The following is a 22,210-nucleotide window of genomic DNA, read 5'->3' as shown; positions in this document are numbered from 1 at the left end:
GTTTTCGTTGACAAGCCAGATCACATGGCGTGAGACTGGCTTGTGACAGGCTTCGGAACTGCCACGGGAGAACGATGGCAGAGCCGCACCAAAATTCGCCTGCCCGAACGTCCGGGAAATCGTCTGACGTGAGGGAAAAGGACTTTTTTGAATCCGCGGGGGCGGATGCCGGAGTCAAAGAACCCGGCACTGGGGCTCGTCGGTGCGGTGCGGGATACCGATCCCGGGATCCCGCACCGACGAGAATTTCGCATTTCTCCCTCCTGCCGGCCGCCCTCTTTGCGACGCCCGCGACGCCTTGAACCCCGCGCAACGAGGGATCCCCCTGTGACCGCCGAGGACCGCATCCGCGCCCTGCCCTGCTGGACCGGCAGCATCGAGATCGCGCCGCTGCCGGGCGGCCTGAGCAACGCCAACTATCTGATCAAGGACGCCGCCGGGCGGCATGTCGTGCGCATTGGCCAGGACTTTCCCTTCCATCACGTTTTTCGCGAGCGCGAGGTGATGACCGCGCGCGCGGCGCACGCCGCCGGCTTCGCGCCAGCGGTCCACTACTCCGAGCCCGGCATCCTGGTGACGGAATTTCTCGGCGCCAAGACTTTTGTCGCCGAGGACGTACGCGCCAATATCGGCCGCGTCGCCGCCCTGATGCGGGGCTTCCATCGCGAGATGCCCAATCATGTCTCCGGCGCCGGCTTCATGTTCTGGGTATTTCATGTCATCCGCGACTATGCGCGCACGCTGGAGGAAGCCGACAGCCGCATGCGAAGCGAGTTGCCGCGGCTGCTGACACTTGCGGACGAGCTTGAACGGGCGCAGAAACTGCTGCCAATCGTCTTTGGTCATAATGACCTTCTGCCGGCTAACATTCTCGATGACGGCCACAGGCTGTGGCTGATCGATTTCGAATATGCCGGCTTCAACACGGCGATGTTCGACCTCGCCGGCGTCGCCTCAAACGCCAGCATGAACGACGAGGAGTCCTTCGCCTTCCTGACCGCCTACTTCATGAAGGAGCCGGACGAGGCGATCCGCCGCTCGCATGCGGCCATGCAATGTGCATCGTTGCTGCGCGAGGCGATGTGGAGCATGGTTTCCGAACTTTATCTCGACGCGCCCGGCATCGACTACGTCGCCTATACCGACGAAAACCTGACGCGGCTCGATGCCGCGCTGGAAAACTACAGAACAAAATACGGACAGAAATCATGACCTTGCCCGCCTACGCCGAGATCGTCGTCATCGGCGGCGGCATAATCGGCTGTTCGACGGCTTATCATCTGGCGCGTGACCACAAAGCCGATGTCGTGCTCCTGGAACAGGGCAAACTGACTTCGGGCTCGACATGGCATGCCGCGGGGCTGGTCGGTCAGTTGCGGTCTTCGGCCTCGATCACCCGCGTGCTCAAATATTCGGTCGATCTCTACAAGGGGCTGGAAGCCGAAACCGGCCTCGCCACCGGCTGGAAGATGACCGGGTGCCTCAGGCTCGCCACCAATGCCGACCGTTGGATCGAGTACAAGAGGCTGGCGACGACGGCGAAAAGCTTCGGCATGGATATGCCGTTGCTGTCACCGGCCGAGGTCAAGGCAATGTGGCCGCTGCTGGAGACTGGCGATCTCGTCGGCGCCAGTTGGCTGCCGACCGACGGCCAGGCAAGCCCTTCCGACATCACGCAGTCGCTGGCCAAAGGCGCGCGCATGCATGGCGCCAGGCTGTTCGAGGATGTCCGCGTCACCGGCTTCGACATGAAGGGGGGCCGCATCACAGCGGTAAAGACCAACAGGGGCGATATCGCCTGCGACAAGGTGGTGAACTGTGCCGGGCAATGGGCGCGTCAGGTGGGGGCGCTAGCCGGCATCAACGTGCCGCTGCAGCCGGTGAAGCACCAGTACATCGTCACCGAGAGAATAGACGGGTTGGCGACCGATGCGCCGACGATCCGCGACCCCGACCGCCGCATCTATTTCAAGGAGGAGGTCGGCGGGCTGGTGATGGGCGGCTATGAGCCGAACCCGCAAGCCTGGACGACCGATATTCCCGGCGGCGATGTCCCTGACGAGTGGCAGTTCCGGCTGTTCGACGACGACTACGATCATTTCGAGCAGCATATGAACCAGGCGATCACGCGGGTTCCGGCGCTCGAAACCGTCGGCGTCAAGCAGATGATCAACGGGCCGGAGAGCTTCACGCCGGACGGCAATTTCATTCTCGGCGTGGCGCCAGAATGCGCCAACATGTTCGTCGGCGCCGGCTTCAACGCCTTCGGCATCGCGGCGGGCGGCGGCGCCGGCTGGGTGCTGGCGCAGTGGGCGGTCGACGGCGAGGCGCCGCTCGACCTGTGGGTGGTCGATGTCAGGCGCTTTTCCGACCTGCACCGCGACCGGCAATGGGTCCGCGACCGCACGCTGGAAGCCTATGGCAAGCACTACACGATCGGCTTCCCGCATGAGGAGTATGTCACGGGTCGGCCACGGATCGTGTCGCCGCTCTATGAACGGCTGCAAAAGCACCGCGCCGTGTTCGGCTCCAAACTCGGTTGGGAGCGGCCGAACTGGTTTGCGCCCGAAGGCGTCGAGCCGAAGGACATCTATTCGATGGGCCGGCAGAACTGGTTCGCGCCGGTCGGCGACGAGCACCGGCACGTGCGCGAACACGTCGGCATCTTCGACCAGTCATCCTTCGCCAAATACGAAATGACCGGTGCGGATGCGCTGAAGGCGCTCGACTGGATCTGCGCCAACGACGTCGCCAAGCCGGTCGGCCGGCTGACCTACACGCAGCTTCTCAACACGCGCGGCGGCATCGAGGCCGACCTGACCGTGGCGCGGCTCGGCGAAGACCGATTCTACGTCGTCACCGGCACCGGCTTTAGGACGCATGACTTCTCGTGGATCGGCGACCATGTCGGCAACGAGCTCGACGTGACGCTCACCGATGTCACCGAGGATTTCGGCACGCTGTCGCTGATGGGGCCGCGCGCCCGCGACGTGCTGGCTGCGGTGACCGATGGGGACGTGTCGAACACCGCTTTCCCGTTCGGACACGTGCGGGAAATCTCCATCGCCGGCCACACAGTTCGGTCGCTGCGCGTCACCTATGTCGGCGAGCTCGGCTGGGAGCTGCATGTGCCGATCGCGGCGACGGGCGAAATCTTCGACGCGCTGATGGCGGCGGGCGAGGAGCACAGCATCCGCCCGGTCGGCTATCGGGCGCTGGAATCGCTGCGGCTGGAAAAAGGCTACCGCGCCTGGGGCTCCGACATCACGCCCAACGACACACCGCAGGAGGCCGGCCTCGGCTGGGCGGTGAAGCTTCGCAAGAATACCGATTTTCTCGGGCGGCGGGCGCTGGAAGAGATCAGCGGCGCGGCGCTGAAAAAACGCTTTGCCGGCTTCACCGTCGATGATTGCGAGATCGTGCTGCTCGGGCGCGAAACGATCCTGCGCAACAGCGAGCCGGTCGGCTACCTGACCAGCGGCGGCTATGGCTACACGATCGGCAAGAACATCGGCTACGGCTATGTGCGCAATGCCGACGGCGTCAGCGACGATTTCCTCACCTGCGGCGACTACGAGTTGGTGGTGGCTATGGAGCGCACGCCGGCAAAAATTCATCTCAAGCCGCTTTACGACCCGGCCGGAGAAAGGATCAAAGCCTAAAGCGCGGCGCGTCTGAACGGATTCATGCGAGACCCTTTAAGTCGTATCGCAAAACCGCTGCGCACCCTCGGGTCAGGCCCGGGGCGTGCTTTTGCGCGACAAGTCATTAGAGCAGGATGGTCAGTTCACGCGCAGAACGAGGCCGCGGCTGGGCACGGTATCGGCCTCGCCCGGCATGGAGACATAGGGCGATGTCTCCTCGGCGCGCGTGACGACGCCCTTCGCCTCAAGGTCGGCGATCCGTGCGGAAAAGCCGGCGTCCCACAGCGTGTTCTTGACCGTCAGCACGATTATCCCGCCCGGCCGGCAGATGCGGATCAGTTCGTCCAACCCCTCAGCGCCGACATGGCCCGAGGTGAAGACGCCGGCCGATATGATGCCGGCATAGGCATCATCCGCGAAGGGCAGCGGACCGCCGAGCGCCAGGCAGTGAAGCGCCGAATAGACGCCCTTGCGCGCTGCCTGGGCCAGCATGCCCTCCGAAATGTCGAGCGCCTCGACCTGCGGATAGCCCGCGATCTTCAGCCACTCGCCGATGAGCCCGGTGCCGGCGCCGGCATCGAGGAGTGGCGCCGCGCCGCGCGGCAGGTGGCGGGCAAGCAGGGCGAGGCAGATGGTCGGATGGCGATAACCGGCCGCCGACATGTCGGCGTCGTAGGTGTCGGACCAGCGGTCGTACAGCGCCGCCACTTCTTCAGGCCGCTTCGCTGCATAGGCCGCGGCGAGCGCGCCTTCATTTTTCTTGTCCGCCATCACAGTCTCGTCCGCAAATCAAAGCGCCGCAGCGTCCTTAGCGCGTCCTGCGGGAACGCACGGCGCTGGAGTGAACCGCATGCCGGCGATGATAGCCAAACGGCGAAATTTGTGGAACCGTCGTCACCACAAATAAGACGCGAAAGAGGGCAGAAGCGATGGTGGACGAGGAAGCACGCGCGGCGCTTGCAGCCATTCCGGCGCTGGCCGGCTACGAGGGACCGCTGGAGCGGCTGGGTGGCCTCACCAACTTCGTCTTCAGGGCTGGAGATGCCTGCCTGCGGATTCCCGGCAAGGGCACGGAGGAGTATATCAACCGCGCCAACGAGGCGGTGGCAGCGCGGGAGGCAGCGATGGCCGGCGTCAGCCCCGAGCTGCTGCATGTCGACGGCGAGACAGGCGTGATGGTGACGCGCTTCGTCGCCGGCGCCGAGACGATGTCGCCGGAAAAATTCAAGACCCGGCCGGGCAGTCCGGCGCGTGCCGGCAAGGCCTTCCGCAGATTGCATACATCCGGCGCGGTGTTTCCCTTCCGCTTCGAGCTGTTTGCGATGATCGACGACTATCTGAAGGTGCTGTCGACCAAGGACGTCGCCCTACCTGCCGGTTACCACGACGTCGTTATCGAGGCGGAAACCGTGCGCTCGGCGCTTGCCGCGCATCCCCTGCCTCTCGTCGCCTGCCACTGCGATCCGCTGTGCGAAAACTTCCTCGATACGGGCGACAGGATGTGGATCGTCGACTGGGAATATTCCGGCATGAATGATCCGCTCTGGGATCTCGGCGACCTCAGCGTCGAAGGCCAGTTTGATACGGCACAGGAGGAAGAGATGATGGGCGCCTATTTCGGAGGCGAGCCAACCTCGGCGGAGCGCGGCCGCATCGTCATCTACAAGGCGATGTGCGATCTCTTGTGGACGCTGTGGGGGCTGATCCAGCTTGCCAACAGCAATCCGGCCGACGATTTCCGCGCCTATGCCGACGGTCGTTTTTCACGCTGCAGGGCGCTGATGGAGACGGCCGACTTCTCAACGCATCTGGCGGCGGTGCGCGCCGGTTAAGTACCAAAAATCTGAACCTTAAGGTACCAGAAATCTGGACCCTAGTTGACACCTTTCGGCACGTTTTCGGGCGGCACCGTGTCGACCACTTTCTGGCGATGGAAGATGAACAGGCCGGCCAGCACGATGATGCCCGAGCCGATCAGGATGCGCGGGCCGGGCATGTCGCCGAAGAAGGCCAGCCCGAAGATGACGGCCCACAACAGCAGGCTGTAATGCAGCGGCGCCAGCGTCGACGCCGGCGCCAGCTTCAGCGCCCTGGTGATCATCAGATGCGCGCCGCAGGAGACGATGCCAAGAAGCAGCATGGCGCCGAAATCGAGCGAGGACGGCGTCTGCCAGTTGCCGATGGTGAGAAACCCGCCGACCAGCAGCGTGCCGATGGTTTGCCAGGTAACGAGCGAGGTGTCGCTGGTGCCGCGCAACCGCCGGTTGAGGATGATGGCGAAGGCGAATGAAATGCTTCCAGCCAGCGCGAAGGTCGACGACAGCGAAAACGCGGCCGAGGACGGTTCGAGCATGATCAGCACGCCGCAGAAGCCGACCAGGATCGCCATCCAGCGGCGCCAGCCGACCTTTTCACCAAGCAACAGGTGGGACAGCGCCGCCACGTAGATCGGCCCCGCCATGTAGAAGCTCATGACGTCGGCGAGCGGCAGATAGACGACGGCGGCGTAGAACAGCGCCGTGTCAAGCGTCGTCATGACGACACGCAAGACCTGCAATTCCAGGCGCTCCATGCGGAATAGCTTGGCCGAGCCTTGACGCGCGATCATCGGACCGAGCACGAAAAAGGCGCCGACCGAGCGGATCAGCACAACCTGACCGACGGAAAAGCTGGCGACCAGCCATTTGCCCATCGCATCGTTCAACGCAAACAGGAAGTCGCCGGCCAGCATCAGCAGAATGCCAGCCAAAAGCACGTTCCTGATCGTCGAATTCTGGGCTGTTGGCTCTGCCATGCCGATGTCGCTTCCTCCCGCATGAAAGCCCGGTGGGCAGTGTCGTAGACGCAAGCAGCCGCTTTGACGAGCGGAAATCGAGAAGCCGGCCAGACCAGGGACCGGAAATCGGCTGGGCCTGTACGGACGATCGGAACGGCCTACTTTGGCCGTGGCCGAATGATAACCGGACGATAGATCACCGGCCGATCCCAGGGATCGAAGACCGACGCACTTCTGAGTTCGGCGCGGCGCGCCAGATCGATGCGCTGCAGACATTCGGCGAAGGCATCATTCTTCCTGACGAAGCCGTAGGAACGGCATTTCGCCTCGTCCGCGGCACGACGGTCCTCGGCCGTCATGCAGCCTGCACAGGTCGCCGCCAACGCGACCACCATCGCCGTCTTGTGCCACATGGCATCCTCCTCGGCATAAAACTGGAGGTTGATTGTAGGCTTGTGGTTAGGACCTATCAATCTGATCGATGGAGTTTTGAGACGGGCGATGCCTGCGGTTCGCTGTTGCCGGCCGTCCGGCGATCGAGAGCCGTGTTTCCTGCCTGGCCCGCTCGGCCACCACCTTGCCCCTGGCGATGACACAGAGTCGCTCGGGACGCAGGCGCAAGGCCTCGACCGGATCGCCGGCATCAAGGACGACGAGGCTGGCGCGCTTGCCGACCGCCAGGCCGAGATGGTCGAGGCCCATGATGGCGGCGTTGACGTTGGTGACCATGTCGAAGCAGCGCGCCATGTCGGCCGGGCTCGACATCTGGGCAACGTGAAGGCCCATGAAGGCGACGTCGAGCATGTCGGCGGTGCCCAGCGAATACCAGGGGTCGAGCACGCAATCCTGGCCCCAGCCGACGCGGATGCCGTGGGCAAGCATTTCCTTGACCCGCGTCAGGCCGCGGCGTTTGGGGAATGTGTCGTGGCGGCCCTGCAGCATGATGTTGATCAGCGGATTGGGGATCGCCGAGACGCCTGCCTCTGATATCAGCGGCAACAGCTTCGAGACATAGTAATTGTCCATCGAGTGCATCGAAGTAAGATGCGAGCCGGCGACCCTGCCCTGCAGGCCGAGGCGTTGTGTCTCATAGGCCAGTTGTTCGATATGGCGCGACAGCGGATCATCGGTCTCGTCACAATGCAGGTCGACCATGAGGCCGCGTTCTGCCGCGATTTCGCACAGTTCCGTCACCGAACGCGTGCCGTCGGCCATGGTGCGCTCGAAATGCGGAATACCGCCGACGATGTCGACACCCATGTCGAGCGCGCGGATGGTGTTATCACGCGCCGTCGGCGAGCGATAAAACCCATCCTGCGGGAAGGCGACCAGTTGCAGGTCGATATAGGGCGCGACGGTCTTCTTCACATCGAGCAGGGCTTCGACCGCCAGCAGCCTGGTATCGCAGACATCGACATGGCTGCGGATGGCGAGCAGGCCCATCGACACTGCCCAGTCGCAATAAGCGAGCGCGCGGTCGCGCACCGCTTCGTGCGTCAACAGCGGCTTCAGTTCGCCCCACAGCGAGATGCCTTCGAGCAGCGTGCCCGACACGTTGATGCGCGGGATGCCCAGCGAGAGCGTGGCGTCCATGTGAAAATGCGGATCGACGAAGGGCGGAGAGATCAGATTGCCATGGGCGTCAATCGCCGTGCCCGTGCCAGCGTTCAGCGCCGGCTCGATGGCCGCGATCGTCTCGCCGATGACGCCGATATCGGCGATCCTGCCGTCGGGCAGCGTGCCGCCGCGGACGATAAGGTCGAAATCCATCTAAAGCCACCTCGTTCAAAAGCCGGAACTTTCAGCCGCGGCTCTCCTTTCTCCCTGTGGGAGAAGGAAAAGCGAGCCCTATTCCGGCACATGCCTTACCGCACCCTTTGCAGCGCTGGTCGCCATCGAGGCATAGGCGCGCAAGGCCATCGTCACCTTGCGCTTGCGCTTTTCCTCGGGCTTCCAGGCGGCGGCTCCCTTGGCCTCCATCGCGGCGCGGCGGGCGGCCAGTTCGGCATCGTCGACGGCAAGCCGGATGGTGCGGTTCGGGATATCGATCTCGATCGTGTCGCCCTCATGCACCAGCCCGATCAGCCCGCCTTCCGCCGCCTCGGGAGAGGCATGGCCGATCGACAGGCCGGAGGTGCCGCCGGAGAAGCGGCCATCGGTGACCAGCGCGCAGGCCTTCCCGAGGCCCTTCGACTTCAAATAGCTGGTCGGGTAGAGCATTTCCTGCATGCCGGGGCCGCCGCGCGGCCCTTCGTAGCGGATGACGACGACATCGCCGGCCTTGATCTCGTTGGACAGGATCGCCTTGACGCTGGCGTCCTGGCTTTCGAACACCCTGGCCGGGCCGGTGAATTTCAGGATCGATTCATCGACACCCGCGGTCTTCACGATGCAGCCGTCGAGCGCCAGGTTGCCTTTCAGCACGGCAAGGCCACCATCCTTGGAAAAAGGATATTGGGCCGAGCGGATGACACCCTTCTCCCGGTCGAGATCGAGTTCGTCCCAGCGCCGATCCTGGCTGAAGGCGACCTGCGTCGGCACGCCGCCCGGGGCCGCCAGAAAGAAGTCGCGGACATTCTGGCTTGTCGTGCGCGAGATATCCCAATGGTCGAGCGCTTCGCCGAGGCTTGCGGTGTGCACCGTCGGCAGGTCGCGGTTGATCAGGCCGGCGTTATCGAGCTGACCGAGGATCGCCATGATGCCGCCGGCGCGGTGGACGTCTTCCATGTGCACATCCGCCTTGGCGGGGGCAACCTTGCATAGCACCGGCACCTTGCGCGACAGCGCGTCAATGTCGTCCTGATCGAAATCGATCTCGCCCTCATGCGCGGCAGCCAGGATGTGCAGCACGGTGTTGGTCGAGCCGCCCATGGCGATGTCGAGGGTCATGGCGTTCTCGAAGGCTCCCTTCGAGGCGATGCTGCGCGGCAGCGCGGTGTCGTCGTCCTGCTCGTAGTAGCGCTGGGCGAGATCGACGATCAGGTGGCCGGCCTCGACGAACAGCCGCCTGCGTTCGGCGTGCGTCGCCAGCGTCGAACCGTTACCGGGCAGCGAAAGGCCGAGCGCCTCGGTCAGGCAATTCATTGAATTGGCGGTGAACATGCCCGAGCAGGAGCCGCAGGTCGGGCAGGCCGAGCGCTCGATGGTCTTGACGTCCTCGTCGGAGATCTTGTCGTCGGCTGCCGCGACCATGGCGTCGACCAGGTCAAGCGCCTGCGTCTTGCCGGCAAGCACCACCTTGCCGGCTTCCATCGGGCCGCCGGAGACGAAGACGGTCGGGATGTTGAGACGCAGCGACGCCATCAGCATGCCCGGCGTGATCTTGTCGCAATTCGAGATGCAGACCATCGCGTCGGCGCAGTGGGCATTGACCATGTACTCGACCGAGTCGGCGATCAACTCGCGCGACGGCAGCGAATAGAGCATGCCGTCATGGCCCATGGCGATGCCGTCGTCGACAGCGATGGTGTTGAACTCTTTCGCAACGCCGCCGGCCTTCTCGATCTCGCGGGCGACCAGCTGGCCGAGATCCTTGAGATGGACGTGGCCTGGCACGAACTGGGTGAAGGAATTGACCACCGCGATGATCGGCTTGCCGAAGTCGGAATCCTTCATGCCGGTGGCGCGCCACAGGCCGCGGGCGCCGGCCATGTTGCGGCCATGGGTGGTGGTGCGGGAGCGATAGGCGGGCATAGGCTGTCCCTTGCTGTCTGCGTCGCGCCCGGACAGGCGCGGAAAACCGGAATTGAGCGGCGTTATATACGCCGCGGTCTGGTCTGGCCACGGTTTTGCGATGCGCCAGATAATGGATCCAGCGGCGATGGCCTCGAGCCAAAACCGGCAGCCGGACCAGGCCGTAAAAAAAGTCGGAGGTGCTGTCGGATCGTGTTTTGTTCGAGCGTCCTTGGGCAGACGGCGGCGACCGGCATCAATCGCCAGCCGGCCGTTGTACGCGTGAAAACAAAGCCAAAACAGCCCGAGGAGCAAGAAAATGCAAAAGATCACCCCCTGCCTGTGGTTCGACGACCAGGCCGAGGAGGCCATGAACCACTACATCTCCATCTTCAAGAACTCGAAGGTGCTGAGCGTGATGCGCTGGCCCAAGGGCAGCGGCGATAATGAGGGCAAGGTGCTGGTGACCTATTTCGAGCTCGACGGCGTGCAGTTCCAGGCGCTCAACGGCGGGCCGCAATTCAAGTTCACCGAGGCAGTCTCGCTGTCCATCGACTGCAAGACGCAGGAGGAGGTCGACTATTTCTGGGACAGGCTCATCGAGGGCGGTGGCGAGCCCAGCCAGTGCAGCTGGCTGAAGGACAAATTCGGCGTCTCCTGGCAGGTCGTGCCGGAGCAATTGCCTAGACTGCTGCAGGACCCCGACACCGAAAAGGCCGGCCGTGTCATGCAGGCGATGATGCAGATGACCAAGATCGACATCGCCAAGATCGAAGAGGCCGCCAGGGGGTGAGCGAGTCGCTCCCGACTGGCGATCTTCGCCCGATTTTGGGAATATCAACTGCCGAAGTCGGCGCCGCCCCTCACCTGCCTGCCGGCATCCTCTCCCCGTATAGTGACGGGGAGAGGGGCGCTCTCATACATGATTTCGCCAATTACCCACGTTGCAGGAAGGCGTTGGCATTGCGGCCAGCCCCCTTCTCCCCGTCACTATACGGGGAGAAGGTGCCGGCAGGCGGATGAGGGGCGGCGCAACGCGCGAGTGTGATCTTGGCGGCCATACGGCGCAGCTCAAGCCGCCTTGTCGCGGACCTGGTAATCCTTGACCGCTGCGAAGCGGATCGCCTTCCAGCGCTCGGCCTCGTAGTTGAGCGAAAAGGCGTGCTGGGCCAGGAACACCGGATCGTTATCGAGATCGCGGGCGATGTCGCCGCGATGCGCCTCGATGAAGCGATGCATCTCGGCCTTGTCGTCGGCCGATATCCAGCGGCATACGGAAAAGCGCGACATCTCGAAATCGACAGGCAGCGTGTATTCAATGTTCAGCCGCTCCTTCAGCACGTCGAGCTGCAGCGCACCGACGACGCCGACGATTGCCGGCGAACCGTCCTCCGGCGAGAACAGTTGCACGACGCCTTCCTCGGCCATCTGGTGCAGCGCCTCCTTCAGCTTCTTGGCCTTCATCGCGTCGCCGAGACGGACGCGGCGCAGGATTTCCGGCGCGAAATTCGGCACGCCGCGGAACAGGATCTCCTCGCCCTCGGTCAGCGTGTCGCCGATGCGCAGCGTGCCATGGTTGGGGATGCCGACGACGTCGCCAGCAAAGGCCTCGTCGGCGGTGACACGGGTGCGGGCGAAGAAGAATTGCGGCGCCGACAGGCTCATCGGCTTTCCGGTGCGCACCAGTTTTGCCTTCATGCCGCGCTCGAGCCTGCCCGAGCAGACGCGGACGAAGGCGATGCGGTCGCGGTGGTTGGGATCCATGTTGGCCTGGATCTTGAAGACGAAGGAGGTCATCCTGTCCTCGGTCGCCTCGACCTTGCGGGTGTCGGCCTCCTGCGCGCGCGGCGGCGGCCCGTAGGCGCCAAGCGCCTCGATCAGGTCGCGCACGCCATAATTGCGCAGCGCCGAGCCGAAATAGACCGGCGTCAGATGGCCCTCGCGGAACGCATCGATGTCGAGCGGGCGGCAGGCTTCGCGCGCCAGTTCCAGCTCCTCGATGAAAGCCTCGCGCTCGTTCTCCGGCAACAGGCCGGCGACGCGGTTGGAGTCGGGACCATTGACCGGCGTGCGTTCTTTCTCCGCGTCGCCCTTGCGCACGGCGTTCAGCGCCAGATGGTAGGTGCCGGAAAAGGTCTTGCCGCGGCCGATCGGCCAGGTGATTGGTGCGGTGTCCAGTGCCAGCTTCTGCTCGATCTCGTCGAGGATCTCAAACGGGTCGCGGCTTTCGCGATCCATCTTGTTGACGAAGGTTATGATCGGGATGTCACGCAGCCGGCAGACCTCGAACAGTTTTAGCGTGCGCGGCTCGATACCCTTGGCGGCGTCGATGACCATGACCGCCGCATCGACTGCTGACAGCGTGCGATAGGTATCGTCGGCGAAATCCTCGTGGCCGGGCGTGTCGAGCAAATTAAAGACATTGTCCTCATACTCGAAGGTCATCACCGAGGTGACGACCGAAATGCCGCGCTCGCGCTCGATCTTCATCCAGTCCGACCGGGTCTGGATGCGATCCTTCTTGGCCTTGACCTCGCCGGCAAGCTGGATGGCGCCGCCGAACAAAAGCAGCTTTTCGGTCAGCGTCGTCTTGCCGGCGTCCGGATGCGCGATGATCGCGAAAGTGCGGCGGCGCGCCACCGCGTTCGTGATGTCTTCAGCCAATTTATGGAATCCCATGTGGTGCGCGGGCTTCTAGCAGCGCTTTTGTAGCCTGTCGAACAATTTTGGGCGCTTGCCCGGCCTTGAGATAGGTCCGCCGCAATGGCATCAACAGAGGCGGTTCGATAAAGGCCCCATCCATGAGCGCAGCCAAGCACGTCATTGTCGTCGGCGCCGGCATCATCGGCGCGTCCATCGCCTGGCATCTGGCGAAGGCTGGCGCGAACGTGACGATCGTTGCCGACAGCGGCGCCGGCGGTGTCGCGACGCCGAATTCCTTTGCCTGGATCAATGCCAGTTGGGGCAATCCAGAGCCGTATTTCCGGCTGCGTACCCGTTCGATGGCCGAGTGGACGCGGCTTGCTCATGACGTGCCCGGCATTCCGCTCGCCTGGTGCGGCGGCCTGTGCTGGAACCTGCCGCCGGCCGCGCTTGAGGCCTATGCCGCCGAACATTCCGCCTGGGGCTACGGGATCGCGCGAGTCGACCGCGTGGGCGCCGCACGTATAGAGCCCAATTTGACCGCGCTTCCCGATTTCGCCCTTCACGTCGCTGAGGAGGGCGTGGCCGAACCGGTCGCGGCCACGCAGACGCTGCTGGCCGACGCCGAGCGGCTTGGCGCGCGGGTGATTACCGGCACGACAGTCACCGCGCTGATACAGACCAATGGCAGGATTAGCGGCGTCGATACGTCAGGCGGACGCATTGTCGCCGACGAGGCGGTGATTGCGGCCGGCGCCGGCTCTGCGGCAATTGCGGCGACCGCTGGGCTAAAACTGCCGATCGAGACGCCGCCCGGCCTGATCGTCCATTCACGCCCGTACGAAAAGCTGCTCAACGGCCTGGTGATCGGCGACCGGCTGCACATGCGCCAGACTGCCGAGGGCCGCATCATCGCCGGCTCGGATTTCGGCGGCGCCGATCCGGGCATGGATGCCGCAGCCACCGCCCGCGACCTGTTTGCGGCGATGAAGAGCATGCTGCGCGGCGCCGACCGGCTGGAACTGGATTTCCACACGGTCGGCTACCGGCCGACGCCCGTCGACGGTTTTCCGATCATCGGACGGGCTGAAGGCATCGGCGGCCTCTATGTTGCGGTCATGCATTCGGGGATCACGCTGGCGCCTGCCGTAGGCCTGTTCGCCGCCCGGGAAATCCTCGACGACGCGCGCGATCCGCTGCTTGAGCCCTATGGGCTGACGCGGTTTGCTCAATAGCCGGGCGGACGGCGAAAACCGCCGCTCAGCGGCGCCATCGCCTTGGCGATGCCAAGCAGCTGCGATTCGGACCAGCGACGGCCGACCAGCTGCAGGCCGATGGGCAGGCCGTCGCGGTCCTGCCCGCAGGGCAGCGAAAGCGCGGGGTGGCCGCTATAGTTGAACACCGCGCCATAGGCCGGCAGGAGCCAGTAGCTCTGCTCCCGGTCATCGACCTTGATTGGTGTTCCCGGCTCGCAATGTGGAAAGGCCGTGGTCATGGCGACGGGGCAAAGCAAGACATCGCAACCTTCGAAAAACCGGTCCCAGGCAAGGATTGACTGGTCGCGGCGGGCGAGCGCCTCGAACCAGCGCGAGACCGGTGTCGGTTCTTCCGGCGGCTCAGGCTGCACAGCCTCCAGCATCATGCCGATCAGCGCACTGCCTTGCGTCAGATCGTCATGCAGGTCGAGCGTCGGCAGTCTTGCTTCCTCGACGGCCGCGCCCGCAGATTTGAGTTGCTCGACCAGACTTTCGACCGCGGCCCTGATCTCGCCGGCTACCGGAAAACCCGGAAAGGCCGGCGCGAAAGCGATGCGCAGGGTCTTGGGATCAACCTCCGGCGTGCCCTCGACAGGCACCGGGGCAAGATCGGTGTCGCTGCCATCCGGCCCTGCTATGATCCCCAGGATCAGCGCCAGATCTTCGACGTTGCGGGCGAGCGGACCGATACAGGACATCAGCCGTACGCCGCGCGGTACGCCACCGGGATCGGGAAAGGCGCCGGCCAAGGAGACGCGATGCTCGGTCGGCTTGAGGCCGTAGACGCCGCAGAAGGCTGCAGGCAGGCGGATCGAATTCTGCATGTCGGTGCCGAGTTCGAATGGCGTCATGCCCGCGCAAAGTGCTGCCGCCGCTCCCCCGCTGGAACCGCCGGCGGTGCGCGATAGATCCCACGGATTACTGGTGCGGCCGAACAGCGGGTTGTTCGACTGCCAGTCGCCCAGCATCGTTGCGACATTTGTCTTGCCGACCAGCACGCCGCCGGCAGCCTTCAACCTGAGGACGACCGGGCTGTCTTTTCTCGCCACATAGTCGGCAAAAGGCGGGAAGCCGACCGTCGTCTTCATCCCCAGTGTTTCGTGGGTGTCCTTCAGCGTGAACGGCACGCCGTGCAGCGGCCCGAGAGCGTCGCCGCGCGCCTGCGCTTCGTCGGCCTTCTTCGCGCGAGCGCGAGCCCCTTCCCTGTCGAGCGTGACGACCGCGTTGACCGTCTCATTATGCCTGTCGATCTCAGCCAAATGCGCGTCCAGCGCTTCCACTGCGGAAATCTTGCGGTCGCGGATCGCGGCAGCCAATTCTCTGGTGGAGGAAAAGACGAAGTCCATGACCAATGCTCCGGCTTGCTAGCGGCGCCAGCCTCACCAAATGGCGGGCTACGGCGCGTCTTCAAGCCGAGTTCAGCATTCGAGGACTGGCGGTGCTTGATTGGAATTGCGCTGCGGTCTGCTGAGGTCGGCGCCGTCCCGCGATATTGCCGCGACAGCGAGAGATCTACACGGCCAGCGCCAGTCTTGCCGGCTCCGGCGCAAACGGACGAATGGTCATGCCGTCTCTGGTGATGGTGACGAAGCTAGAGGGCGGGATCGGCTGCCAGTCGCCGCCATCACGGTCGAAAGGCTCCGACATTAGGCATCGTCCGCCGCCATTGCGGAAGACGGAGGTGTAGAGCGTCGGCGCGTGGGCATCGGTCGCCCGCGTCAGAGAGCGAATTTTCCAGCGCGTGGCGGATTCTTTCGAAGCCGCCGATCTGGCCGTTGTGCATGAACGACCAGCGGCCGGCAGTGAAGGGATGACAGTTCATGCGGCTGGTGGCGCCGCCGGTCGAGGCGCGCACATGGGCGAGAAACAGGCCGGATTTGATCTGCCGGCACAGGCTCTTCAGATTGGGATCGGACCAGGCCGGCAGGATGTCGCGATACAGCCCGGGTTCGGGCCGGTCACCGTACCAGGCTAGACCAAAGCCATCGCCATTGGTCGGCGACTTGGCTTCCTGGGCGCAATGGCTCTGGGCGATCAGCGAATGGCAGGGTGCGGTGACGATGTCTTCGAGGAAAACCGCTTCGCCGAGGTAGGCCGCCCACCGGCACATCGCTTAATCTTCCCTCCCTCAGGCGCGATCCATGAGAGCCGCAGGCTCCTTGATTGCGTGTGTGCCTCTGTTGTGCGTGCGCTCATAGAGCTCGCGAACGATTCGGCTGGCCGTGGTCTCGAACAGAAACGGCAAGAAAGCGTGAATGAGCGCGGCGAACGCTGCCATGAACAGACGCGAGCAGAACCACGCCGCGAAGGCCATATGGCTGAAATAGGTCTCGCCCACCTTGGCCGGGTGAGAGGTAAAGAGCCTTGCAAGCCGTTTCGTCATGGTGATCCCTCCTGCCTGGGTAAGCCCCCGATGCTGAGTATTCTGGCACGAGCTTTCGGTTCATCGGTCCCAAATCATCCTTGTGTTTGGCCAATAATTGGGACAAGTATCCCACATGTCTCTGGAAATCGATGAAATCGACCGAAGATTGCTGGCCGAGCTGCAACGCGACGGCACCTTGTCGGTCGATCAATTGTCGGAAAGGGTGTCGCTGTCGCGCAACGCCTGCTGGCGCCGGGTCAAGCGGCTGGAAGAAGACGGCGTCATTACCGGCCGGGTGGCGCTGGTCGATGCCGACAAGCTTGGCCTTGGCCTTTCGGTGTTCATCCTGGTCCGGACCTCCAATCATGATCCGGACTGGCTGCAAAAATTCCGGGCGGCAGTGAGCGGCTTTCCCGAGATCACCGGCGTCTACCGCATGTCCGGCGACCTCGATTATGTCTTGCGCGCCCGCGTCGCCGACGTGAAGGCGTATGACCGGCTCTATCAGCGGCTGATCGCCAAGGTGGCGCTGTCGGATGTTTCGGCGTCGTTCGTCATGGAGGAGATCAAGGAGACGACGGTCGTTCCCGTAGAACTTCGCTGAAACGGAACTGCGCTGAAAGAAAGCCGTTGATAGTATTACCGCCGAGTTGACCGAATCGGTGTTGATAGCGATAGGATCAGCCTCATGCGCGCAGCCCTCTACACTTCCTCTGTCATCGGTCCGGCCGTCGGCTTCGTGAGGTTGCCGCATGGTGAAGGCCTGCCGCTTCCCGCCTATGAAAGCCCGGGCGCCGCCGGAATGGATCTGCGCGCCGCGGTGCCAGACGACCGGCCGCTGCTGATCCTGCCGGGAAAACGCGCGCTGGTGCCGACCGGGCTGATCCTGGAGATCCCGGAGGGCTTGGAAGGCCAGGTCCGGCCGCGCTCCGGCCTCGCCTTCAAGCACGGGCTTACCTGCCTCAACACGCCGGGCACCATCGACAGCGACTATCGCGGCGAGGTCAAGGTGCTGCTGATCAATCTAGGCGACGAGGATTTCGCGGTGACGCGCGGCATGCGGATCGCCCAGATCGTCTTCGCCCCGGTGACGCAGGCGACGGTTGAGGAGCGCAGCTTGGCCGGTGGAACGACGCGCGGCGCCGGCGGCTTCGGATCGACCGGCACGGCCTGATGTCCCTACCCAAACTCGTCATCTTCGATTGCGACGGGGTTCTGGTCGACACCGAGAACCTGGCCAATCGGCGCCTTGCCGAATGGCTCAGCGCCGCCGGCCACCCGGCAAGCTTCGAATATTGCCGCAAGAATTTCTCCGGCCGCGCCATGGTCTCGGTGCAGAAGGAAGTCGAGGCAACCGGCGTCAGCCTCGGCGCCGATTTCGTCGACCGTTGGAACGCCGGTCTGCCGGAGCTGTTCGCGCATGGCGTCGAAGCCGTTCCCTATGTCAGGGAGTTCATCGAAGCCGTGCACGCGGCCGGCATCGCAACTTGCGTCGCTTCGTCGGCGCGGGTGTCTAAGATGCACATCACTCTCGGCCAGACCGGGCTGCTGCCGCTGTTCAAGCATGCACTGTTCAGTTCGACCATGGTTTCGCGCGGCAAGCCGTTTCCCGACCTGTTCCTGCATGCCGCAAGCACGATGGGCTTCGCGCCCGCCGACTGCATCGTCATCGAGGACAGCGTCGCCGGAACATTAGCCGGCATTGCCGCCGGCATGCGCGTATTTTCCTATCACGGCGACCCGCATTCCGACCGCGACGGTCTGACCGAGGCCGGCGGCATCCTGTTCGACGACATGCGCGAACTGGCCAGGCTGGTGCCGATCCACTGATCTGATATCGAGCTCATCTCCGGCTGTACGCCTCGGTCGTCCGTATCAGCTTTCGAACGCTCGACAGTGCGAGGCGTCAAGGGGTCCGACGCACTGGACAAATTGGCAGGAGAGAACGCCAATCGCTACTGAACCAATCGCATTCGTTTGCCCGGCGCGCGACGGCGGGATAAAATGCGCTTCGCACTCTGGGGAGCATCCATGGACAAGGGCAAAATATTTCGCGACCTGCACAGCTCGATCTTCGTCATGCCCAACCCTTGGGACGTCGGCACGACGAAACTGCTGGCCTCCTTCGGTTTCAAGGCGCTGGCGACGACCAGCGCCGGCTTTGCCTTTTCGCGCGGCCTGCCCGACGGCGCGGTGACCTTCGAGGCGATGATCCACCATTGCCGCGAGGTGGCGGCGGCGACCGGCCTGCCGGTTTCGGCCGATCTCGAGAAGGGCAAGGGTGACAGCGCGACAAGTGCCGCGGAGACTGTCTTCGCGGCCGAAGCGGCGGGCCTCGCCGGCTGCTCGATCGAGGACCACACGGGCGAGCCCGACAAGCCGATCTATGATTTTTCGCATGCCGTCGAGCGCGTCGCCGCTGCAGCGGAGGCGGCACGGGCGCTGAAGCACGATTTCGTCTTCACCGCGCGAGCCGAGAATTTTCTGTGGGGCAAGCCAGACATCGACGACACGATCAAGCGGCTGCAAGCCTTCGAGAGGGCCGGCGCCGACGTGCTCTACGCGCCGGGCCTCGGCGATATCGAGACGGTGCAAACCGTCTGCTCGGCGCTGACCAAGCCGGTCAACGTCATGGTCAGGCCCGGCTTCACCATCGCCGATCTTGCCCTGGCAGGGGTCAAGCGCATTTCGCTCGGGCCCTGGCTGACCAATTACGCCTTCGGCATGCTGGAAACGGCGGCGCGTGAGATCCAGCAGGACGGCACCTTCGGCTTCACCCGCACCGCCATGCCGTTCGGCAAGCTGCAGGCGTTGTTTGCCGAACCCAACGCATGAACCTCAGCGTCGTCGACATGCACACCGGCGGCGAGCCGCTGCGGATCGTCACCGGTGGCTACCCCAAGGTTCCTGCAGGCACGATCCTGGAAAAACGCGCCTTTTTGCGCGATCACCTCGACCACCTCAGGAAGATCCTGATGTTCGAGCCGCGCGGCCATTACGACATGTATGGCGCGCTGCTGGTGGAACCCGACCTGCCCGGCGCCGACCTCGCCGTGCTGTTCATGCACAATGAGGGCTATTCGACGATGTGCGGCCACGCCATCGTCGCGCTCGGCCGCTACGCCGTCGACGAAGGGCTGGTGGCGCGGCAGGAGCCGCTGACGACAGTCAACATCGAGGCGCCGTGCGGGCTGGTCGCCGCCTCGGTCGAGGTGCAGAACGGCAAGGCCGGTGCGGTGTCGTTCGAAAGCGTGCCGGCCTTTCTGTTCGCCCGCGACCAGGAGATCGAATTGCCCGGCTTCGGGGCGATCAGCTTCGACATCGCCTATGGCGGTGCCTTCTATGCGCTCGCCGATTGCCGCCAGTTCGGACTGGTGTTCGGCGACAACCGCGTGCGTGATTTCGTCGATGCGGCGACAGCTCTGACGGAGAAGCTGAAGAAAGCATTCCCGCTGTCGCATCCCGACCATGCCGACCTTGCCTTTCTCTACGGCACCATCCTGACCGACGGACAGGACGCATATTCCGATAGCCCGACCAAAAACATCTGCGTCTTCGCCGACGCCGAGGTCGACCGTTCGCCAACCGGCTCGGGCGTCGCCGCGCGGCTGGCGGCAATGCATGCCAAGGGCGAAATCGGCGGCCAGACGCGGCTGTTCGAAAGTATCGCCGGCTCGCGCTTTTCCGGCCGCGTGGCGAGGACCGCGAAAGCCGGGCCGCATGATGCCATCATCGCCCGCGTCGGCGGCCGCGCCTTCTACTGCGGCCGGGCCGAATTCATCGTCGAACCCGACGACGAACTGGGACGTGGTTTTCTTTTACGCTAGCGCCGGGCCCCGAGAAGCGGAGTCGAGCGTACCGTTGGGTACGCCCCGGAAGCGCAGGACATCGGCATTCGCAAGCCGGCCTCACCTGAGCATCAGCACTCCTACGCCGCTTCCCGCGCCGAGATCGCCTTGTGCAGGTGCACCATCATGGCGGCGGCGAACAGCGGCGTCAAAAGGTTGAGCAGCGGCACGGCGAGGAAGGCAGCAACAACCAGCCCGGCGAGGAACACCGTGACGGCATGTTTTTTGCGCAACGCCCGGGCCTCGGCCTCCGGGCGAAAGCGCATGGCGGCGAATTCGAAGAACTCACGTCCCAGCAGATAGCCGTTGACGATGAAGAAGGCGGCGATGTTGATGCCCGGCACCAGCAGAAGCAGCAAGGCCACGATGTTGCCGAGGATGACGACGCCGAAGAATCTTATCGCCAGCACCATCGAGCGCAGTGCCGGCATGGCGCGGCCGGGCGGATCATTGGGATAGTCGGTGCGCTCGACCACTTCGGCGACGTCGTCGAGGAACAGGCCGGCGATGATCGCCGTCACCGGCGCGATCAGCAGCGCCAGACCCAGCGCCAGACCGATCCCGGCGACGATGAAGCCCAGCCATCCGGCCCAGGACGGCAGGCCGGGCAGCCATGCGTCGATCCATGGCCAGGCCAGCCATTCGAACAGGCCCTCGATGGCGAACCAAAGTGCGGCGAGCGCCAGCAAGGTCAGGCCCAGCGTTTTTACGAACACCGAGCGGAATTCGGACGAGAACAGCTGGCTGGCGGCGGCGCGGGCGGCGCTGGAGATCACGGCGTTTCCAATTCCATGTTGAACATCTGCGAAATAGGCGGAGACACGACAAGTCACAAGCGCAACCAAGGGCGCAACCACGTGCGGCGTCACGCCATTTAAAAATCACGGCCTAGGCAAAGCCGCATCAAATCGCTAGACCCGCCCGCGGCCGGCATGCCAGAAAGCCGGTGGTTTTTCGCGGAGACATCATTGATGCCGAACTATGACGTGCTTTGTATCGGTAATGCCATTGTCGACATCATCGCCCAGTGCGACGAGGCATTTCTGCAAACCAACGGCATCATCAAGGGCGCGATGAACCTGATCGACACGAGGCGCGCCGAACTGCTCTACAGCCGCATGGGCCCGGCCATCGAAGCCTCGGGCGGCAGCGCCGGCAACACGGCGGCGGGCGTCGCCAGCTTCGGCGGCCGCGCCGCCTTCTTCGGCAAGGTTTCGAACGACACGCTCGGCGAAATCTACGCCCATGACATGCACGCGCAGGGCGTCGCCTTCGACACCAGGCCGCTCAATGGCGAACCGCCGACGGCGCGCTCGATGATCTTCGTCACGCCGGACGGCGAGCGCTCGATGAACACCTATCTCGGCGCTTGCGTCGAGCTCGGTCCGGAAGATGTCGAGGCGGACAAGGCGTCAGGCGCCGCCGTCACCTATTTCGAGGGCTATCTGTGGGACCCGCCGCGCGCCAAGGAAGCGTTCCGGCAGACGGCGAAGCTCGCCCATGCCGCCGGGCGCGAAGTGTCGATGACATTGTCGGATTCGTTCTGCGTCGACCGCTACCGCGACGAGTTTCTGGAGCTGATGCGCTCGGGCACCGTCGATATCGTCTTTGCCAACAGCCACGAGATCAAGTCGCTCTACCAGACCGCCTCCTTCGACGAGGCGCTGGCCCAGATCCGCAAGGATTGCAAGATCGCCGCCGTCACCCGCTCCGAAAAGGGCTCGGTCATCGTGCGCGGCGACGAGACCGTCACCATCAATGCGACAAAAATCCGCGAGCTGGTCGACACCACCGGCGCCGGCGACCTCTATGCCGCCGGTTTCCTCTACGGCTACACGCAAGGGCGCAGCCTGAAGCATTGCGGCGATCTCGGCTCGCTGGCGGCCGGGCTGGTGATCCAGCAGATCGGGCCAAGGCCGCGGCAGAATCTGCGCCACGAGGCTGAGCAGGCAGGGCTGATTTAGGAGGCGGCACCTCTTCCTTCTCCCCTTGTGGGAGAAGGAAGA

Annotated in this window: 20 protein-coding genes and 1 pseudogene; 11 read left to right on the top strand and 10 right to left on the bottom strand. The window is 64.1% G+C overall.

Annotated elements, in window-relative coordinates; all coding sequences use genetic code 11:
- The first annotated feature begins 327 nt into the window (after nt 1-327).
- Together BQ8794_RS11415 and BQ8794_RS11410 are read left to right on the top strand one after the other, a co-directional pair.
- On the top strand, nt 328-1,212 hold the full coding sequence (locus BQ8794_RS11415; RefSeq protein WP_077377019.1) for a phosphotransferase family protein: 885 nt from the start codon (nt 328-330) through the stop codon (nt 1,210-1,212).
- Nucleotides 1,209-3,662: a GcvT family protein gene (locus tag BQ8794_RS11410; protein WP_077377016.1), complete on the top strand. Its 2,454-nt coding sequence runs from the start codon at nt 1,209-1,211 to the stop codon at nt 3,660-3,662. The genes BQ8794_RS11415 and BQ8794_RS11410 overlap by 4 nt, the downstream gene beginning before the upstream one ends.
- Nucleotides 3,663-3,782: 120 nt before the next feature.
- Here the strand turns inward: BQ8794_RS11410 and BQ8794_RS11405 are convergent, their stop codons facing one another.
- A complete protein-coding gene (locus BQ8794_RS11405; RefSeq protein WP_077377012.1) occupies nt 3,783-4,415 on the bottom strand; it encodes a class I SAM-dependent DNA methyltransferase in 633 nt (210 codons plus the stop codon).
- Between the two features lie 158 nt (nt 4,416-4,573).
- On the opposite strand from BQ8794_RS11405, the gene BQ8794_RS11400 reads away from it, so the two are divergent.
- The gene (locus BQ8794_RS11400; protein ID WP_077377009.1) at nt 4,574-5,476 is read left to right on the top strand and encodes a phosphotransferase family protein; all 903 of its coding nucleotides are present in this window, start codon (nt 4,574-4,576) and stop codon (nt 5,474-5,476) included.
- A 41-nt stretch (nt 5,477-5,517) separates the two neighbouring features.
- On the opposite strand, the gene BQ8794_RS11395 is transcribed toward BQ8794_RS11400, so the two are convergent.
- The 4 genes from BQ8794_RS11395 to ilvD all read right to left on the bottom strand — a co-directional run bounded on the left by BQ8794_RS11395 (nt 5,518) and on the right by ilvD (nt 10,113).
- Entirely contained in the window at nt 5,518-6,438 is a 921-nt protein-coding gene (locus BQ8794_RS11395; protein ID WP_077377006.1) for a DMT family transporter, read from the bottom strand.
- Nucleotides 6,439-6,578: 140 nt separating this feature from the next.
- Nucleotides 6,579-6,833 (bottom strand): hypothetical protein, encoded by a 255-nt coding sequence (locus tag BQ8794_RS11390; RefSeq protein ID WP_077377003.1) that lies wholly within the window; start codon nt 6,831-6,833, stop codon nt 6,579-6,581.
- Nucleotides 6,834-6,879: 46 nt separating this feature from the next.
- Nucleotides 6,880-8,190 carry an amidohydrolase family protein gene (locus BQ8794_RS11385; protein WP_077377001.1) on the bottom strand — a complete coding sequence of 437 codons (1,311 nt, stop codon included), beginning with the start codon at nt 8,188-8,190 and terminating at the stop codon, nt 6,880-6,882.
- Nucleotides 8,191-8,268: 78 nt separating this feature from the next.
- Nucleotides 8,269-10,113 carry a dihydroxy-acid dehydratase gene (gene ilvD / locus BQ8794_RS11380; RefSeq protein WP_077377503.1) on the bottom strand — a complete coding sequence of 615 codons (1,845 nt, stop codon included), beginning with the start codon at nt 10,111-10,113 and terminating at the stop codon, nt 8,269-8,271.
- 298 nt (nt 10,114-10,411) lie between these two features.
- Between ilvD and BQ8794_RS11375 the strand changes: the two genes are divergently transcribed.
- On the top strand, nt 10,412-10,885 hold the full coding sequence (locus BQ8794_RS11375; protein WP_077376998.1) for a VOC family protein: 474 nt from the start codon (nt 10,412-10,414) through the stop codon (nt 10,883-10,885).
- Between the two features lie 278 nt (nt 10,886-11,163).
- Here BQ8794_RS11375 and BQ8794_RS11365 read toward each other — a convergent pair whose 3' ends face one another.
- Entirely contained in the window at nt 11,164-12,771 is a 1,608-nt protein-coding gene (locus BQ8794_RS11365; protein ID WP_077376995.1) for a peptide chain release factor 3, read from the bottom strand.
- Between the two features lie 122 nt (nt 12,772-12,893).
- Here BQ8794_RS11365 and BQ8794_RS11360 point away from each other — a divergent pair, with 122 nt between their 5' ends.
- Entirely contained in the window at nt 12,894-13,970 is a 1,077-nt protein-coding gene (locus BQ8794_RS11360; protein ID WP_077376992.1) for an NAD(P)/FAD-dependent oxidoreductase, read from the top strand.
- Here the strand turns inward: BQ8794_RS11360 and BQ8794_RS11355 are convergent.
- The 3 genes and pseudogenes from BQ8794_RS11355 to BQ8794_RS11345 all read right to left on the bottom strand — a co-directional run bounded on the left by BQ8794_RS11355 (nt 13,964) and on the right by BQ8794_RS11345 (nt 16,374).
- Nucleotides 13,964-15,337 carry an amidase gene (locus tag BQ8794_RS11355; RefSeq protein WP_077377500.1) on the bottom strand — a complete coding sequence of 458 codons (1,374 nt, stop codon included), beginning with the start codon at nt 15,335-15,337 and terminating at the stop codon, nt 13,964-13,966. The two genes, BQ8794_RS11360 and BQ8794_RS11355, sit on opposite strands and share 7 nt — an antisense overlap.
- A 166-nt stretch (nt 15,338-15,503) precedes the next feature.
- Nucleotides 15,504-16,101 (bottom strand): annotated as a pseudogene (locus tag BQ8794_RS11350) (class II glutamine amidotransferase).
- 18 nt (nt 16,102-16,119) lie between these two features.
- Nucleotides 16,120-16,374, bottom strand: a complete 255-nt coding sequence (locus BQ8794_RS11345; protein ID WP_077376989.1) for a DUF6356 family protein — start codon at nt 16,372-16,374, stop codon at nt 16,120-16,122.
- Between the two features lie 115 nt (nt 16,375-16,489).
- On the opposite strand from BQ8794_RS11345, the gene BQ8794_RS11340 reads away from it, so the two are divergent.
- The 5 genes from BQ8794_RS11340 (at nt 16,490) to BQ8794_RS11320 (ending at nt 20,183) form a co-directional block, all read left to right on the top strand.
- A complete protein-coding gene (locus tag BQ8794_RS11340; RefSeq protein WP_077376986.1) occupies nt 16,490-16,960 on the top strand; it encodes an Lrp/AsnC family transcriptional regulator in 471 nt (156 codons plus the stop codon).
- Nucleotides 16,961-17,044: 84 nt separating this feature from the next.
- The gene (gene dut, locus BQ8794_RS11335; RefSeq protein WP_077376983.1) at nt 17,045-17,530 is read left to right on the top strand and encodes a dUTP diphosphatase; all 486 of its coding nucleotides are present in this window, start codon (nt 17,045-17,047) and stop codon (nt 17,528-17,530) included.
- Nucleotides 17,530-18,186, top strand: a complete 657-nt coding sequence (locus tag BQ8794_RS11330) for an HAD family hydrolase (RefSeq protein ID WP_077376980.1) — start codon at nt 17,530-17,532, stop codon at nt 18,184-18,186. Before dut ends, BQ8794_RS11330 begins: the two co-directional genes overlap by 1 nt.
- Before the next feature lie 201 nt (nt 18,187-18,387).
- The gene (locus tag BQ8794_RS11325; RefSeq protein ID WP_077377497.1) at nt 18,388-19,191 is read left to right on the top strand and encodes an isocitrate lyase/PEP mutase family protein; all 804 of its coding nucleotides are present in this window, start codon (nt 18,388-18,390) and stop codon (nt 19,189-19,191) included.
- Nucleotides 19,188-20,183: a proline racemase family protein gene (locus BQ8794_RS11320; RefSeq protein WP_077376977.1), complete on the top strand. Its 996-nt coding sequence runs from the start codon at nt 19,188-19,190 to the stop codon at nt 20,181-20,183. Before BQ8794_RS11325 ends, BQ8794_RS11320 begins: the two co-directional genes overlap by 4 nt.
- Nucleotides 20,184-20,284: 101 nt before the next feature.
- Here the strand turns inward: BQ8794_RS11320 and BQ8794_RS11315 are convergent, their stop codons facing one another.
- The gene (locus BQ8794_RS11315; protein WP_077376974.1) at nt 20,285-20,980 is read right to left on the bottom strand and encodes a sulfate transporter family protein; all 696 of its coding nucleotides are present in this window, start codon (nt 20,978-20,980) and stop codon (nt 20,285-20,287) included.
- A 195-nt stretch (nt 20,981-21,175) separates the two neighbouring features.
- On the opposite strand from BQ8794_RS11315, the gene BQ8794_RS11310 reads away from it, so the two are divergent.
- A complete protein-coding gene (locus tag BQ8794_RS11310) occupies nt 21,176-22,168 on the top strand; it encodes an adenosine kinase (protein WP_077376971.1) in 993 nt (330 codons plus the stop codon).
- Nucleotides 22,169-22,210: the final 42 nt, after the last annotated feature.

Source organism: Mesorhizobium prunaredense, from assembly GCF_900156895.1.
In the GTDB taxonomy this organism is placed as follows: Bacteria; Pseudomonadota; Alphaproteobacteria; order Rhizobiales; family Rhizobiaceae; genus Mesorhizobium; species Mesorhizobium prunaredense.
The sequence above is the reverse complement of the archived record's forward strand: the minus strand, read 5'-3'. Positions and strand labels throughout refer to the sequence as shown.

What these genes read in the sequence shown, in the direction of transcription:
- BQ8794_RS11330 (WP_077376980.1), top strand. Translation starts at nt 17,530, where the DNA reads ATGTCCCTACCCAAACTCGTCATCTTCGATTGCGACGGGGTTCTGGTC.
- BQ8794_RS11385 (WP_077377001.1), bottom strand. Translation starts at nt 8,190, where the DNA reads ATGGATTTCGACCTTATCGTCCGCGGCGGCACGCTGCCCGACGGCAGG.
- BQ8794_RS11395 (WP_077377006.1), bottom strand. Translation starts at nt 6,438, where the DNA reads ATGGCAGAGCCAACAGCCCAGAATTCGACGATCAGGAACGTGCTTTTG.
- BQ8794_RS11400 (WP_077377009.1), top strand. Translation starts at nt 4,574, where the DNA reads ATGGTGGACGAGGAAGCACGCGCGGCGCTTGCAGCCATTCCGGCGCTG.
- BQ8794_RS11390 (WP_077377003.1), bottom strand. Translation starts at nt 6,833, where the DNA reads ATGTGGCACAAGACGGCGATGGTGGTCGCGTTGGCGGCGACCTGTGCA.
- dut (WP_077376983.1), top strand. Translation starts at nt 17,045, where the DNA reads ATGCGCGCAGCCCTCTACACTTCCTCTGTCATCGGTCCGGCCGTCGGC.
- BQ8794_RS11405 (WP_077377012.1), bottom strand. Translation starts at nt 4,415, where the DNA reads ATGGCGGACAAGAAAAATGAAGGCGCGCTCGCCGCGGCCTATGCAGCG.
- BQ8794_RS11340 (WP_077376986.1), top strand. Translation starts at nt 16,490, where the DNA reads ATGTCTCTGGAAATCGATGAAATCGACCGAAGATTGCTGGCCGAGCTG.
- BQ8794_RS11355 (WP_077377500.1), bottom strand. Translation starts at nt 15,337, where the DNA reads ATGGACTTCGTCTTTTCCTCCACCAGAGAATTGGCTGCCGCGATCCGC.
- BQ8794_RS11345 (WP_077376989.1), bottom strand. Translation starts at nt 16,374, where the DNA reads ATGACGAAACGGCTTGCAAGGCTCTTTACCTCTCACCCGGCCAAGGTG.
- BQ8794_RS11320 (WP_077376977.1), top strand. Translation starts at nt 19,188, where the DNA reads ATGAACCTCAGCGTCGTCGACATGCACACCGGCGGCGAGCCGCTGCGG.
- BQ8794_RS11360 (WP_077376992.1), top strand. Translation starts at nt 12,894, where the DNA reads ATGAGCGCAGCCAAGCACGTCATTGTCGTCGGCGCCGGCATCATCGGC.
- BQ8794_RS11310 (WP_077376971.1), top strand. Translation starts at nt 21,176, where the DNA reads ATGCCGAACTATGACGTGCTTTGTATCGGTAATGCCATTGTCGACATC.
- BQ8794_RS11325 (WP_077377497.1), top strand. Translation starts at nt 18,388, where the DNA reads ATGGACAAGGGCAAAATATTTCGCGACCTGCACAGCTCGATCTTCGTC.
- ilvD (WP_077377503.1), bottom strand. Translation starts at nt 10,113, where the DNA reads ATGCCCGCCTATCGCTCCCGCACCACCACCCATGGCCGCAACATGGCC.
- BQ8794_RS11365 (WP_077376995.1), bottom strand. Translation starts at nt 12,771, where the DNA reads ATGGGATTCCATAAATTGGCTGAAGACATCACGAACGCGGTGGCGCGC.
- BQ8794_RS11375 (WP_077376998.1), top strand. Translation starts at nt 10,412, where the DNA reads ATGCAAAAGATCACCCCCTGCCTGTGGTTCGACGACCAGGCCGAGGAG.
- BQ8794_RS11410 (WP_077377016.1), top strand. Translation starts at nt 1,209, where the DNA reads ATGACCTTGCCCGCCTACGCCGAGATCGTCGTCATCGGCGGCGGCATA.